Origin of the sequence: Pseudoxanthomonas yeongjuensis (assembly GCF_010093345.1) — a bacterium.
GTDB classification, from domain to species: Bacteria; Pseudomonadota; Gammaproteobacteria; order Xanthomonadales; family Xanthomonadaceae; genus Pseudoxanthomonas_A; species Pseudoxanthomonas_A yeongjuensis.
The window spans coordinates 757,446-772,314 of sequence record NZ_PDWT01000001.1; the positions used below are offsets into that span (position 1 = coordinate 757,446).

13 protein-coding genes are annotated in these 14,869 nt (G+C 64.4%); 3 read left to right on the plus strand and 10 right to left on the minus strand.

Annotation, left to right across the window (positions count from 1 at the left end; all coding sequences use genetic code 11):
• Nucleotides 1-107: 107 nt before the first annotated feature.
• The 6 genes from bamB to ndk form a co-directional block, all read right to left on the minus strand.
• Nucleotides 108-1,289: an outer membrane protein assembly factor BamB gene (gene bamB, locus CSC74_RS03325; RefSeq protein ID WP_162312980.1), complete on the minus strand. Its 1,182-nt coding sequence runs from the start codon at nt 1,287-1,289 to the stop codon at nt 108-110.
• A complete protein-coding gene (locus CSC74_RS03330; protein WP_162312981.1) occupies nt 1,286-1,927 on the minus strand; it encodes a YfgM family protein in 642 nt (213 codons plus the stop codon). The genes bamB and CSC74_RS03330 overlap by 4 nt, the downstream gene beginning before the upstream one ends.
• Nucleotides 1,928-2,003: 76 nt before the next feature.
• Nucleotides 2,004-2,828 carry a helix-turn-helix domain-containing protein gene (locus tag CSC74_RS03335; protein ID WP_162312982.1) on the minus strand — a complete coding sequence of 275 codons (825 nt, stop codon included), beginning with the start codon at nt 2,826-2,828 and terminating at the stop codon, nt 2,004-2,006.
• Entirely contained in the window at nt 2,825-3,649 is an 825-nt protein-coding gene (gene pilW, locus CSC74_RS03340) for a type IV pilus biogenesis/stability protein PilW (RefSeq protein ID WP_162312983.1), read from the minus strand. The genes CSC74_RS03335 and pilW overlap by 4 nt, the downstream gene beginning before the upstream one ends.
• Nucleotides 3,633-4,787, minus strand: coding sequence for a dual-specificity RNA methyltransferase RlmN (gene rlmN, locus CSC74_RS03345; protein ID WP_162312984.1), 1,155 nt, complete (start codon nt 4,785-4,787; stop codon nt 3,633-3,635). The genes pilW and rlmN overlap by 17 nt, the downstream gene beginning before the upstream one ends.
• Before the next feature lie 9 nt (nt 4,788-4,796).
• The gene (gene ndk, locus CSC74_RS03350; protein WP_162312985.1) at nt 4,797-5,222 is read right to left on the minus strand and encodes a nucleoside-diphosphate kinase; all 426 of its coding nucleotides are present in this window, start codon (nt 5,220-5,222) and stop codon (nt 4,797-4,799) included.
• A 210-nt stretch (nt 5,223-5,432) separates the two neighbouring features.
• Between ndk and CSC74_RS03355 the strand changes: the two genes are divergently transcribed.
• The 3 genes from CSC74_RS03355 (at nt 5,433) to CSC74_RS03365 (ending at nt 9,814) form a co-directional block, all read left to right on the plus strand.
• On the plus strand, nt 5,433-6,059 hold the full coding sequence (locus tag CSC74_RS03355) for a TetR/AcrR family transcriptional regulator (RefSeq protein ID WP_162312986.1): 627 nt from the start codon (nt 5,433-5,435) through the stop codon (nt 6,057-6,059).
• Nucleotides 6,060-6,093: 34 nt separating this feature from the next.
• Complete coding sequence (locus CSC74_RS03360) at nt 6,094-8,466, plus strand: 3-hydroxyacyl-CoA dehydrogenase/enoyl-CoA hydratase family protein (RefSeq protein WP_162312987.1); 2,373 nt, start codon at nt 6,094-6,096, stop codon at nt 8,464-8,466.
• Between the two features lie 142 nt (nt 8,467-8,608).
• Nucleotides 8,609-9,814: an acetyl-CoA C-acyltransferase gene (locus CSC74_RS03365; protein ID WP_162312988.1), complete on the plus strand. Its 1,206-nt coding sequence runs from the start codon at nt 8,609-8,611 to the stop codon at nt 9,812-9,814.
• A gap of 84 nt (nt 9,815-9,898) precedes the next feature.
• Here the strand turns inward: CSC74_RS03365 and galU are convergent, their stop codons facing one another.
• Genes galU through lapB form a run of 4 tightly spaced genes read right to left on the minus strand, consistent with a single transcriptional unit; the run spans nt 9,899 to nt 14,869 of the window.
• Nucleotides 9,899-10,798: a UTP--glucose-1-phosphate uridylyltransferase GalU gene (galU, locus tag CSC74_RS03370; protein WP_162312989.1), complete on the minus strand. Its 900-nt coding sequence runs from the start codon at nt 10,796-10,798 to the stop codon at nt 9,899-9,901.
• Nucleotides 10,795-12,705, minus strand: a complete 1,911-nt coding sequence (locus CSC74_RS03375) for a polysaccharide biosynthesis protein (RefSeq protein ID WP_162312990.1) — start codon at nt 12,703-12,705, stop codon at nt 10,795-10,797. The genes galU and CSC74_RS03375 overlap by 4 nt, the downstream gene beginning before the upstream one ends.
• Complete coding sequence (locus CSC74_RS03380) at nt 12,705-13,691, minus strand: MraY family glycosyltransferase (protein WP_162312991.1); 987 nt, start codon at nt 13,689-13,691, stop codon at nt 12,705-12,707. Before CSC74_RS03380 ends, CSC74_RS03375 begins: the two co-directional genes overlap by 1 nt.
• Entirely contained in the window at nt 13,691-14,869 is a 1,179-nt protein-coding gene (lapB, locus tag CSC74_RS03385; protein ID WP_162312992.1) for a lipopolysaccharide assembly protein LapB, read from the minus strand. The genes CSC74_RS03380 and lapB overlap by 1 nt, the downstream gene beginning before the upstream one ends.

Below are 14,869 nucleotides of genomic sequence, written 5' to 3' on the forward strand. Positions count from 1 at the left end.
TGCGAAGCCCGATTATCCCCTATTCGGCGGGGTCGCATCGGCCGGAACGGAAAACAGCGCACCAGGGTGCGCTGTTTCCAGGAGCCATGCGAAGAGGACGGAACCGGTTATTGCAGACGGAAAGCGCTCAGCTCGCCTTCGACGTTCTGCACCACCAGGATCCCGTCGACCACGACCGGCTTGGCCCGCAGGGCCTTGCCGCCGACGCGTTCGCGTGCGGCCTCCTCACCGTTGTCCAGGCGCAACCAGTGCAGGTAGCCGTCGTAATCGCCGACCACCGCGTAGTCGCCCTGCACCGTCGGCGCGGTCAGCGAACGGCGGGCGAACGTCTGGTTGGACCAGAGCGACGCGCCCGAACTCTTGTCCAGCGCCCAGACGGTGCCGGCCGGATCCGAAACCACCACGCTGCCGGATGCCAGCCCCAGCCCACCCACACCACCATTGTCCTGCGCCCACAGCGGACGCCCGCTGGGGCCGTCGATGGCGACAGTCTGCTTCTTGAAGCTGGTGGCATAGACCGTGGCGTCCTCGAGCACGACCGGGCCATCCACGTCGGCCATGCGTTCCAGCTCGGTACGGCCTTCGGGAACCCCGATCACCTGGTTCCACAACGGGCGGCCATCGCTCAGGCCCATCGCCGAAACCGTGCCATCGTCGTTGCCGACGAAGACCACGCCCGGCCCCAGGGTCACCGGCGCGTTGCCGCGTACGGTCAGACTGGGCAGATCGTGGTTGGAGAACCAGCGGCGCTCACCGGAAGCGGCATCGAATGCCGATACCCGGCCATCGTTGGAACGGACCAGTACCAGCCCCTGACCGATGGTCGGCGCGGCGATCACTTCGTTCGGAACCTTGGCCTGCCACTTTTCGGTGCCCGTGGAGGCGTCCAGCGCGATCACACCGCCATCCAGCGTGCCGACCACAACCAACCCGTCGCCCGCACCCGGGCCGCCCGACAGGCGCGCATCCGATTTGTACTGCCACACGGACTTGCCGGTCTGCAGGTCGAATGCACGCACGCCGCCTTCGATCGCAGCCGCATAGACACGGCCATCAGCCACTGCCGGGCCTTGGCGTACACCCAGGCGGTCCTCGCCCTTGCCGGCATTCGCACTCCACAATTTGGAGACCGTGGCGCTGGGAGTGAAATCGACCAATTCGGCAGGCTCGGTCGGCTTACCATCGTCTTTTTTACTGCCGAACCAGCCTTTTATCGTGCTGCAACCGGACAGGACCACCGCCAGCACGGCGACCGCAAGAAAGCGCTTGAACATGGAAACAGGCCTCATCGGGTGGGCTGCTCGGGTTTGGGCGGCGTGCCGCCTGCATCGGTGAGTTTGAGTTCGACCAGACGGCGCTGCGGTGCGGCCACATCCATTCCGGTCAGCGCCTTGAGATAGGCATCGCGAGCCTGGTCGCGTTTGCCGGTGGCGAACAATGCGTCACCACGCGCCTCGAGGCTGGAACTGTCGCTGGCATCGCCCAGGACCTTGAGCGCTTCTTCGCCCTTGCCCGCATCGGTCAGCAACCGGGCCAACCGCAGGTCGACCAGGGATTTCAGCGAGGGATCCGGATTGAGCGCACGCAGGGTGGCGATGGCGGTTTCCGCCTGGCCGGCATCGACCTGGGCCTTGGCCAACCTGAGCGTGGCCAGGTCGGCATACACATTCGCGTCGCCGCCTTGCAGTTTGACGACCTCCGCCTGCGCCTTCTTGAGGTCCGCCGTAGCCAGGCTGTCCACTGCCAGCTGGTAATCCAGGTTGGCTTGCTCGGCCTGCTGCACCTGGTGCTTCTGCCACCACTGCCAGCCAAAAATAACCGCGAGTCCCAAGGCTATGCCGCCGATCATTCCAGCGCCGTTGTTCTTCAGCCAATTGCGGACGCGTTCGCTTTGTTCGTGCTCGTCGAGCAGATCGTCGATCGCCATGCGTACTCTCGCCCCGTCTAGGCGGGGTCATTGATTCGGGTTGGAGGATTCAAGTGGAAAAATCCCCCGAATCCAGTCAGTCGGCAACCGGAGCGAGGGAACCGTCAGAGGATACCGTAAAGCGCGCCACATTGGCTCGCCTGTAGGGCGCGATATCCACCGTACTACCCGCTTGCTGAACCTCGACCGCCGATGCATTGCCCAGCACCACGCGGCCTACCTGGCCATTGCGGTAGTTGCGCTCCTCGCCCGACTTGAGCAGCCCTTTTTCCAGCGTGACGCCATCGGGCCCGGTGATCTGGACCCAACTGTCCCCGCTCATGCGCAAGACCAGCCCGTTGCCGTTATTGCGCGGAAGCGGGGTAAGGGAAGCGACATAGGGCGCGGCCTGCCTGCCTGCGACCGCCTGCGGCTGCGTGGTCTGGTTGCCTGTCGACACTACATCTGAAGGGACCACGTCGAGGGAGGCAGTGGTCCGTGAATCATCGCCCTGGTCGATATGCGATTGCGTGGCGACCCATACCGGCACCGCGATCGCAGCGGTGATCACGACATAGACCGCACGACGGGCGACGCTTTCCAGCAACCGCTGGTAGCGCGGGGTGTGGCTGTGGCTGATCAGCTCGGCCGGACGGATGGGTTGCAACTGGGCCTGTTGCAGGTAGGGATCGATATCGACCTTCAACAGCTTGGCGTAACTGCGCAACTGGCCACGGACGAAGACCGGGGCCCCAAGCTGCTGCCAATTTTCGTCCTCCAGCGATTTGAGTACCCGCTCGGGCATTTTCAGCTGGCTGGCCGCGTCCTGCCGGCTCATGCCGGCGTCCTCGCGCGCCTGTTTCAACAGGCTGCCGCAGCCTTGGGCGAATTCGCCCGCGGCCGATTGCATTTGTTCGTTCATGGCCTTGTCGTTTCCCCAGGGTTCGCGGTGACCGAAGGGAACTCCGCCCTCAACCGCTGAACATATCGGCTGGCGGCGGCCTTGTCGCCCAGCTTGGTCTCAATATCAGCTGCCAGTTGTAGCACGCTCGGATCGGCGGGTGCAGCAGCCAATCTCCGTTCTGTGAACGCCCTCGCTTCGAAATAACGACCCTGGCGGTATTCGTTGTCCGCCATAGAGGCCAGCGCGTAGGAATTATCCGGATCCAGCGAAAGCGCCTGGCGCAGGTCGCGTCCGGCGCGCTCGTATTGGCCCGTTTTCAGAGCGCAGCCCCCGGCATTGGCCAGTGCCGCCGCCGGGGTCGCGTATCCGGGTGCGGCCAGCGCCCGGTCGAACCAGACCAGCGCCTCGGCGGGGAACCCATTGGCACAGAGCCACGCACCGTAATTGTTGAGCGCACCTCCCCGGGCAGGGGCAAGTTCGGCGGCACGCTTGTAATAGTCGCCAGCCTGCGCGGTATTGCCCTGCTGGCTGCGGATGACCGCCAGCACGGTATAGGCATCGGCCGAACCCGGATCGTCCTTGAGGAGCATCCTGGCCTCGCGTTCGGCCGAAACCAGGTCGCCGCTGCCCAGTCTTTGCGTGGCGAGGCGCAGGCGGTCCTGGGTGGCGAGGCGCCGCTTGGTCGCGGCGCTGTCGCTGACGCGATGTTCGACTTGCGCCTCGGGAAACGGGATCGATTTCGACTTCGAGCTGGGCCTGATGAAGGTAAGCCTGGAGCAACCTGCCGTCACCAAGGCCAGCATCACCGCCAGGACCATCGCATTACGCAGCCGCATCATCGATCCCCTGCGATTGCAGGTGCAGGCGGAACTCGGCCTGGCGCCGGGTCCGGTCGACGACCTGCCCCTTCAACTGGCCGCAGGCGGCATCGATGTCGTCGCCACGCGTGCGGCGGACCATAGTTAGAACCTGCGAGTCGAGCAGGATCTTCTGGAAGGCGCGGATATCGGCCTCGGTGCTCCGTTCGTAACGCGTGCCCGGGAACGGATTGAATGGAATGAGGTTGACCTTGCCCGCGTCCTTCGACTGCACGGTATTGTCGAACTGCCGCATCAGCCGCGCCAGTTCCCGCGCATGCTGCGGCTGGTCGTTGACGCCGCGCATCATCGTGTATTCGAAAGTGACCGAATCGCGTTTCTTGCTGCCCTGCACGTAACGCGCGCAAGCGGCCATCAATTCGGCGATCGGGTACTTCTTGTTGAGCGGCACGAGTTCGGTGCGCAGTTCGTCGTTGGCCGCATGCAGCGACACCGCCAACGACACGTCCGATTCCACCGAAAGCCGGTCGATCATCGGCACCATGCCGGCCGTGGAAAGGGTCACGCGCTTGTTGGCCAGGCCATAACCCAGATCGTCGCGCATCACGCTCATCGCGCGCACGACGTTGTCGAAATTCATCAACGGCTCGCCCATGCCCATCATCACCACGTTGGTCAGCTTGCGCTGCAGGTGCGGCACGTTGCCCAGGTGGCGCGCGGCCACCCAGACCTGGCCGATGATTTCGGCGGTGGACAGATTGCGGTTGAAACCCTGCGTCGCAGTCGAGCAGAACTGGCAATTCAACGCGCAGCCCACCTGCGAAGACACGCAAAGCGTGCCGCGGCCCTTGTCCGGGATGAATACGGCTTCGATGGCGTTCTTGCCGTCCATGCCGAGCAACCACTTGTGGGTACCGTCGGTGGAGGGCTTTTCGAACTGTATCTGTGGAACCACGACCTCGGCATGTTGCTGCAGCTTCGCGCGCAGCGCCTTGCCGAGGTCGGTCATGGCATCGAAATCGGTGACATAACGGTGATGGATCCACTTCATCACCTGATGGGCGCGGTAACGCTGTTCGCCGAGCGTATCGGCGAAGAAGCGCTCCAGGCCCTCGCGATCGAGGTCGAGCAGATTCTGTTTCTTGGCGACCTCGTTCACGGCATGGACTCAGCGCGAGACCACTTCGGTCGCGGCGAAGAAGTACGCGATTTCCACGAGACCGTTCTCGACCGAATCCGAACCATGCGCCGCGTTGGCGTCGATCGAATCGGCGAAATCGGCGCGGATCGTACCCGGTGCCGCGTCCTTCGGATTGGTGGCACCCAGGAGTTCACGATGCAGGGCCACTGCGTTCTCGCCTTCCAGCGCCTGGATCATCACCGGGCCGGAGATCATGAAGTCGACCAGCGCATTGAAGAAGGGACGTTCGCGGTGCACCGCGTAGAAACCTTCCGCCTCGCGACGCGAAAGTTGCTTGTACTTGGCGGCCACGATCTTCAGGCCGGCCTTTTCGAAACGCGAATAGATCTCGCCGATGACGTTCTTGGCGACGGCATCGGGTTTGACGATTGACAGGGTGCGCTCCAGCGCCATGGATATTCTCCGTTGGGTGGGCCACTGCGGACCCGAGGTTAACATGAAAAACCCGCGTCGAAACGCGGGCTTAGGCTAAATTGCGTAGCGCAATTCTAACGTATCGCCGCTATTTTTGCAGTGGCTCCATACGCCGTATGCGGCACTGCAGCATGACTTTTTCTATCGTCGGGACCAGTATCAAACAAGCGTTTGATTACTGAGAGCCTCATGGCCAACACGACCCACTTTTCCACCAAGGACCGGATCCTCGGCGCCGCCGAAGAGCTGTTCGCCCAGCACGGCTTCGCCGGCACCTCGTTGCGCCAGGTCACCAGCCGCGCCGACGTCAACATCGCTGCGGTCAACTATCACTTCGGCTCGAAGGAGAATCTGGTCAACGAGGTCTTCCGCCGGCGCATGGACGACATGACCGACTTGCGCCTGAGCCAGCTGAAAACCGCGCTGGAGAAGCATCCCGGCGAACTGCAGCCGGTGCTGGCCGCTTTCGTCGAGCCGGCCCTGGCGATGTCGCAGGACCGCCACGGCGGCGGCGCCTTCGTCCGCGTGGTGGCGCGCGCCTATGCGGAGAAGAACGATGGGCTGCGCAAATTCCTTTCCGATCACTACGGCCATGTCCTGCGCGAATTCGGCAAGGCCATCGCGACCTGCGTCCCCGGCCTGAGCAAGGAAGAGCTGTACTGGCGGCTCGACTTCCTGGCCGGCGCCCTGACCTATGCCATGGCCGATTTCGGCCTGATCAAGCGTCCTGCCGATGTCACCGAAGCGGCGCACCGTGAACGCGCCGCACGCGAACTCATCCGTTTCGCCGAAGCCGGCATCCGTGCCGGACATTGAATCAATATTTTTTAAAAACAAGGATTTAAGTAATATGCCTAATAAATTACTTGTACGAAAAGCCGCCGTCCTCGGGGCCGGTGTGATGGGGGCGCAGATCGCGGCGCACCTGACCAATGCCGGCGTGGACACGGTGCTGTTCGACCTGCCGGCGAAGGAGGGCAACCCGGACGGCGTGGTCCTGAAGGCGATCGCCAACCTGGGCAAGCTCAGCCCCGCCCCCCTGGCCAGCAAATCGCTGGCCGAAGCCATCGCCCCGGCCAACTACGACGATGGACTTGAGCAACTGCGTGGCTGCGACCTGATCATCGAAGCCATCGCCGAGCGCATGGACTGGAAACAGGACCTGTACAGGAAGATCGCCCCGTTCGTGGCCGATCATGCGGTGCTGGCCAGCAACACGTCGGGGCTGGGCATCAACGCCCTCTCGGACGTGCTGCCCGAGCAGCTGCGCCACCGCTTCTGCGGCGTGCATTTCTTCAACCCGCCGCGCTACATGCACCTGGCCGAACTGATCCCGACCCAGGTCACCGACGCCGCCGTGCTGGAAGGCCTGGAAGGCTTCCTGGTCACCACCCTGGGCAAGGGCGTGGTCTATGCCAAGGACACCCCCAACTTCATCGGCAACCGCATCGGCGTGTTCTCGATCCTGGCCAGCATCCACCACACCGCCGAATTCGGCCTGGGTTTCGACGAAGTGGACGCGGTCAGCGGTCCGTTGATCGGCCGGCCCAAGTCGGCGACCTACCGCACTTCGGACGTGGTCGGCCTGGACACCATGGCCCATGTCATCAAGACCATGGGCGACACCCTGCCCGACGATCCGTGGCACAAGTATTTCGTCGCACCGAAATGGCTCGAGGCGTTGATCGCCAAGGGTGCGCTGGGCCAGAAGACCGGCGCGGGCATCTTCCGCAAGGTCGGCAAGGACATCATGGTGCTGGACCTGAAGGCGCAGGACTACCGTCCTTCGACTGGCGTCGCTGCGCCTGAGGTCGTGGAAATACTGAAGCTCAGGAATCCGGCCGAGAAGTTCGCCAAGCTGCGCGAAAGCCAGCATCCGCAGGCGCAGTTCCTGTGGGCGACCTTCCGCGATCTGTTCCATTACAGCGCCTACCACCTGGCCGACATCGCCGAGACCGCGCGCGACGTGGATCTGGCCATCCGCTGGGGCTACGGCTGGTCGCTGGGGCCGTTCGAGACCTGGCAGGCCGCCGGCTGGAAGCAGGTGGCGCAATGGATCGCCGACGACATCGTCGCCGGCAAGGCCATGAGCAGCGCGCCGCTGCCGAACTGGGTATTCGACGGCCGCGAAGGCGTACATGCGGCCGAAGGCAGCTACAGCCCCGTCAAGAATGCGAAGTTGCCACGATCTTCGCTGGCCGTGTACCAGCGCCAGCGCTTCCCGGACCCGCTGTTGGGCGAGAAATTCCCGGCCGGCGAAACCGTGTTCGAGAACGACGGCCTGCGTATGTGGACCGATGGCGACGGCATCGCCGTGGTCGGCTTCAAGACCAAGATGAATACCGTCAACGACCATGTGCTCAACGGCCTGCAGGAAGCGGTCGGACGCGCCGAACAGGACTTCAAGGGCCTGGTACTGTGGCAGAACAGTGAGCCGTTCTCCGCCGGCGCCGATCTTTCCGGGGCCATGGGCCTGCTGCAGGCGGGCGACGTGAAAGGCTTCGAGGCGATGGTCGCCAACTTCCAGGCCACCAGCCAGCGCATCAAGTATTCGCTGGTGCCGGTGGTTGCCGCCGTGCGCGGCCTGGCCCTGGGCGGCGGCTGCGAATTCCAGATGCATAGCGCCAAGACCGTGGCGGGACTGGAAAGCTACATCGGCCTGGTCGAAGCCGGCGTCGGTCTGTTGCCTGCGGGTGGCGGCCTGAAGGAAATCGCGGTGCGCGCTTCGCAGGCGGCCGGTCCGGGTGGCGATGTGTTCGCCGAGCTCAAGAAGACCTTCGAGACCGTGGCGATGGCCAAGGTATCCGCTTCGGCGATGGAAGCGCAGGAACTCGGCCTGATGCGCAAGACCGACAGGATCGTCTTCAATGCCTATGAGCTGCTGTACGTGGCCAAGCAGGAAGCGCTTGCCCTGGCCGAAAGCGGTTACCGCCCGCCCCTGCCCGCGCGTCGCGTCGCGGTGGCCGGCGACGTCGGCATCGCCACCTTCAAGATGATGCTGGTCAACATGCTGGAAGGCCGCTTCATCAGCGAATACGACTACGAGATCGCCGTGCGTATCGCCACCGTCCTGTGCGGCGGCGAAGTGGATCGCGGCTCGCTGGTCGACGAGGAATGGCTGCTGAAGCTCGAGCGCCAGCACTTCGTAGAACTGGCCCAGCAGGAGAAGACCCAGGCGCGCATCGGCCACATGCTCAAGACCGGCAAGCCGCTCAGAAATTGATTCTCTGGACCGTCATTCCCGCGAAGGCGGGAACCCAGTGCCGTTGCCATGAAAGGCCATGTCGCCGGATCCCCGCCTATGCGGGGACGACAGGAAGAAATTCAAGCCCACAAATCCGTTTAGCTCTAGCAGAGGCTGGAAAATGACCAAGCAGATCCAGGAAGCCTACATCGTCGCCGCCACCCGCACCCCGGTGGGCAAGGCGCCCAAGGGCGTATTCCGCAACACCCGTCCCGACGACATGCTGGCGCATGTGCTCAAGGCCGTCGTCGCGCAGGCGCCGGGCATCGACGTCGGCCGCATCGACGACGCCATCATCGGCTGCGCCATGCCCGAGGGCGAGCAAGGCATGAACGTGGCCCGCATCGGCCTGCTGCTGGCCGGCCTGCCCGACACCGTCGCCGCGCAGACCATCAACCGCTTCTGTTCGTCGGGCCTGCAGGCCGTGGCCCTGGCCGCCGACCAGATCCGCCTGGGCAATGCCGACCTGATGCTGGCCGGCGGCACCGAATCGATGACCATGGTGCCGATGATGGGCAACAAGATCGCCATGGCCCCCAGCGTGTTCAACAACGATCACGTGGCCATCGCCTATGGCATGGGCATCACCGCGGAGAAGGTCGCCGAGGAATGGAAGGTGTCGCGCGAGGACCAGGATGCCTTCGCCCTCGCCTCGCACCAGAAAGCCCTCGCGGCGATCGCCGCCGGCGAATTCCGCGACGAGATTTCGCCTTATGAAGTGATGTCGCGCATCCCCGATCTGGCCGGCAACACCATCCAGTTACGCAAGCTGCTGGTGGAAAACGACGAAGGCCCGCGTCCGGACACCACCCTGGAAGGCCTGGCCAAGCTGCGTACGGTGTTCCGCAATCCGCAGTTCGGCGGCACCGTGACCGCGGGTACTTCCTCGCAGATGAGCGATGGTGCCGCCGGCGTGTTGCTCGCTTCGGAACAGGCGATCAAGGATTACGGCCTGACCCCGCTGGCGCGCTTCGTCTCGTTTTCGGTGGCGGGCGTGCGCCCCGAGGTCATGGGCATCGGCCCGATCGCCGCGATTCCGAAGGCGCTGAAGCAGGCCGGACTCTCCCAGGACCAGTTGGACTGGATCGAGTTGAACGAAGCCTTCGCCGCGCAGGCGCTGGCGGTGATCCGCACCGTGGGCCTGGACCCTACGAAGGTCAATCCGCTGGGCGGCGCCATCGCCCTGGGCCACCCGCTGGGCGCGACCGGCGCGATCCGTACCGCGACCCTGGTCCACGGCATGCGCCGGCGCCAGCAGAAGTACGGCATGGTGACCATGTGCATCGGTACCGGCATGGGTGCGGCGGGTATATTCGAATCGCTCTGAGTACCGGATCGGGACGAGAACAAGAAGGGCAGCCCATGGCTGCCCTTTTCATTCCGGACCGGGCAGCGAAACGCCCGATACGACTTATTCGAGCTCGGTAACGCCCAGCTCTTTGAGCGCGTTCTGCATCAACTGCTGCGCGGCGTCGCTGAGCTTTTCGTGGTCCAGCGCATAACGGATGGTCGCCTCGATCAGGCCGATATGCGTGCCGCAATCGAAACGCGTGCCGCGGAAGCGGTAGGCATGCACCGGATGCTCGACCAGCAAGGCGGCGATGGCATCGGTCAGCTGGATCTCGCCGCCGGCACCCGGCGTGGTGCTTTCCAGCAGATCGAAGATCCGCGGACTCAGGACATAGCGTCCGACCACGGCCAGGTTGCTCGGTGCGATTTCCGGCGCGGGCTTTTCGACGATGGCCGAGATCCTGCCCTCGCGTCCGGAGAAAGTTTCGGTGGCGACGATCCCGTAACTGCCGGTCTGCTCGCGCGGCACGTCCTGGACCGCGATCTGGCTGGCCCCGGAGGCTTGCGCCGCATCGGCCATCTGCGCCAATGCCCCCGGCCCCCGGTTCCAGATCAGGTCGTCCGGCAGCAGGACCGCGAAGGGCTCGTCGCCGATGATGGGCTTGGCGCACAGCACCGCATGGCCGAGGCCCAGGGCCTCGGCCTGGGTCACGAACACCGCGCGCACGTGGCTAGGCAACACGTTGCGGACCAGTTCGAGCTGTTCGGTCTTGCCTGCGCGCTCGAGCTTCTGTTCCAGCTCGTAGGCCTTGTCGAAATAGTCCGCGACCGCATGCTTGTAGCGGTTGGTCACGAATATCAGGGTATCGCAGCCGGCTTCCACCGCTTCGTCCACCGCGTACTGGATCAGTGGCTTGTCGATGATCGGCAGCATTTCCTTCGGCACGGTCTTGGTGGCCGGCAGGAACCTCGTTCCCAGTCCGGCGACCGGGAATACCGCCTTGCGTATACGTTGGCTCATCGTGTCCTTCTGGCTTCGCGCGCAGGAAATTGCACGATTGTAGCGCCGGTCTCCTCGACCTTGTCGGACGGCAGGAACTCGGGAATGGTGGCGCGCAGGATCCGCGATAGTTCCTCGATGTCGTAGGCATCGACCGCAGCCTGCAGCAAGACAAGTGCCCGGGCGATGATCTCGGCCGAGGCATCGCGCGCGCGCGCCTCCAGGATCTTGGAATGCGACGTAGGCCGATAGAGCTCATCCGCATGGAACAGGGTTTCGTGCAGTTTCTCGCCCGGCCTCAGTCCGGTGTAAACGATGGCGATGTCCTTGCCCAACTGCTTGCCGGCAAGACGGATCATCTGTTCGGCCAGGACCCGGATCGGAATGGGCTCGCCCATGTCCAGGGTGTAGATGGAAGCATGCGCGGCGCTGGCGGCCGCCTGCACGATCAACTGGCACGCCTCCGGAATGGTCATGAAATAGCGCGTCACTTCGTGGTCGGTAACGGTCACCGGTCCACCCTGGCGGATCTGTTCGCGGAACAACGGCACCACGCTGCCAGCCGAGTCCAGCACATTGCCGAAACGCACGGTGACGAAGCGGGTCGATTTGCGGTCATCCAGGGTCTGGCAGACCATCTCCGCGAAGCGCTTGGTGGCACCGAGGACGTTGACCGGATCGACCGCCTTGTCCGTGGAGATGAACACGAAAGTGCCTACCCCCGCCTCGCGGCAGGACCTGGCAACCACTTCGGTCGCCAGCACGTTGTTGCGTACCGCTTCGCGCAACTGGCGCTGGAGCAGGGGGACCTGCTTGTAGGCGGCCGCATGGAATACGGCGTCGGGTTCGGCGATCTTCAGTGCATGGGAGATCACGGCGGGGTCGCCGCAATTGCCCAGTACCGAGACTACTTCCAGATCCGGGAACGCCCGCATCAACTCGGCATGCGTAGTGGTCAACGCCAACTCGTCGACCTCCAGCAGGGCGATCTTGCGCGCCCCATGCCTGGCGCACTGCCGGCAGAGTTCCGAACCAATGGAGCCGCCCGCGCCGGTGACCAGTACGGTGCGGCCACCCAGCCAGCCACGGATCAATTTCCAGTCGGGGGTGACCGGCTTGCGGCCCAGCAGATCGTCGATGGCGACTTCCTTCAACTCGCCGGGCAACGAGCGGCCCTCCAGCACATCGACCAGGCGCGGGACGGTACGGAACGGCAATCCGGTGCTTTCGCAGATCGCCACCACCTTCTGCATCGACACCGCATCCAGCGAAGGCATGGCGATGACGATCAGTTTCGCCGCTGTTTCCCGTGCCACGGTTACCGCATCCGCCAAGCCCCCCAGCACCGGCACGTCGTGCAGCTTGGTGCCCTGCAGCTTGGCCGCGTCGTCCAGCAGGCCAACCGGCTGGTAGGCACCGCTGCGACGCAGATCCCGCACCAACGCTTCAGCCGCACGCCCTGCCCCAAGGATCAACACCCTGAGGGCGACCCCATTCTTCAGCTCGGAATTCTGGTTGTCCTTCCACGCGCGGAACAGCAACCGGGGCATGCCCAGCAAACCCACGAGTACGAAGGGGTAAAGCACCAGTACCGCACGCGGTACCGTGCCCAACCGGTTGTACAGCGCCAGCCCCAGGGCAAGGGCCAGCAGCCCCAGCAAGGCGGCCTTCAATATGTTCCACAGGTCCGGCACGCTGGCGAAACGCCAGAGGCCGCGATACAGGCCCACCCGCCAGAACACCAGTCCCTGCGCCACCAGCACGATGGCGATCTCGGTCGACCAGAGCGGGAACAACGGCGGATCCGGAAGCATGGCGTAACGCAAATGGTGCAGCGTCTGCCAGCAAACCCACACCATCACCAGGTCGTGGGTCACCACAGTCAATCGTGGCAACAGGGCGGCCATTCGCTCACGCCATGACGTCATCATGCTTCCTTACTCAATCGAACATCCCTGCGCAATCGCGCCCAAGCCAGCACAAGCGCCCCATACCATGCCCAGCAGACCCAATCCAGCAGCGGCTGCGGCGAACGCAGGGCAAACAGCATCAGGACCACCGCCAACAGACTGGACACCGCATAAGCCATTGTAACCGGCACATGACCGCCCAGCCGCCTCGACCAGGACTGATAAGCGTGTTGCACATGCGGCTCCCACCAGCGTTCCCGGTGCAGCATGCGCATGGCCAATGTGAAGCCCGCGTCTATGAGGAACACGGAAGCCGGCAACAGCAGGAAAGGCCACTGGCTCCGATGGCCGATGAAGGCCGCCAGGATCAGCAGCGCCAGCAGATAGCCCAGGGCACCACTACCCACATCGCCCAGGAAGACCCGGGCCTTGGGGAAGTTGAAGGGCAGGAAACCCGCGATCGCGGCAAACAGACCGGCCGCCAGCCACGCCCATGGCCCGGCTCCCGGTACCAGCGCCAGCCCAGCGGCGGCAATGGCGGCCTGACTGGCCGCCAGGCCATCGATCCCATCCATGAAATTCCACACATTGACCATCACCATGACCAAGGCGAACGCAAAAAGCGCATCCGGCATGACAGCGGTGGCCCGGTGGACCGCCCAGGCCACCATCGATGCCGCCAGCGCCTGGACCAGCAACCGGGGCCAGGCGGGCAACGCGACATGGTCATCGACCCAGCCGATGCCTGCGACCAGGATCAGGCCAAGCGCACAGGACGCCAACGGCCAGACCTGTCCGGGTTGCCGGACCGCCAGCCAGGCGATGCCCAACAACACGGCCACCACGATGGCGATGCCGCCGCCGCGCGGGGTGGCCGTGGCATGGCTGCGCCGCTCTCCGGGCTGGTCCAGTAGCTTCCGCCTCAGCGCATAACGGATCGCCAGCCAGGTACCCGCTGCCGCCACCACGAAGTGCAGCAGCATCCAGGACAAGAACACCGGCATCAGACCACCGCGTAGTTGAGCAGTGGCTTGACCGTGCCCCACTCCTTGCAACTGGGGCATTGCCAATGGTGCGTGCGTGCGCCGAACCCGCACCGGGTACAGCGGTAGCTGGGATTGCGCACCAGCAACTGGTCGGTGATGTGCTTGAGGTCGTTGAGGGTTGCGGTGGAATCCGCGCCTTCGGCCAGGGTCAGGTCGATCAGCGCGGCCTCGCCGCGGACCGAGGGACGGTCCTTCAGCTGCCGCGCAAGATAGGCACGCGCCGCGGCCACCCCATCCTGGCTTTCGACCAGACGGGTCAAGGCGAGCACCGGAGCGATGCCGCGGTAGTGCTCGCACATTTCCGAGAGGAAGGCGCGCGCGCCGGACAGGTCGCCGCCCAGCTCGTAGTTGGCCATCAGGCTGGGCAGCACTTCCGGCAGGTAATCGGGATCGTGGCGCGCGGCACGTTCGTATGCGCGGATGGCAGCTTCGTGATTGCCGGCATCGGACTCGATGCGCCCTTCCAGGATACCGGCGCGGACGCAGCTCGCATCGGCCTGGTAGGCGCGCGCGATCGCGGCGCGCGCGGCGTCGGCATCGTTCGCCGTACGGTGGCGCTCCGCCAGCTCGCACTCGAATTGCGCGATCAGCTTGCCCATCGGCTCGCCAGCCACCTCTTCGTAGCGGGTGGCGTTGTCGATGGCTTTTTCCCAATCGCGCTCGGTCTGGTAGATGCCGATCAGGTGCTTGAGCGCCTGCGGTGCGCGCTGGTCGATGCGGGTGAGGTCGCTGAACACCGTTTCGGCACGGTCGAGCAAGCCCGAACGCATGTAGTCCTCGCCCAATGCGAGCAAGGCCTGCACTTTCTGCTGGTCGCTGAGATCGTTGCGCTGGACCAGACCCTGGTGCAGGCGGATGGCGCGATCCACTTCGCCACGACGGCGGAACAGGTGGCCCAGCGCGACCTGGGTCTCGAAGGTTTCCTTGTCCAGTTCGGCGATGTGCAGGAACAACTCGATCGCCTTGTCCGGCTGCTCGTTCAACAGGTAGTTGAGGCCGCGGAAGTAGGTGCTGGAAAGCCGGCTGACCTGGGTATCCCCGTGCCGCTGACCTCCCCTTCGCCCGATCACCCAACCGCTGAGCGCGGCCAGCGGCAGGAACAGGAAGAACCAGAACCACTCGTTGAGGAATTGCAT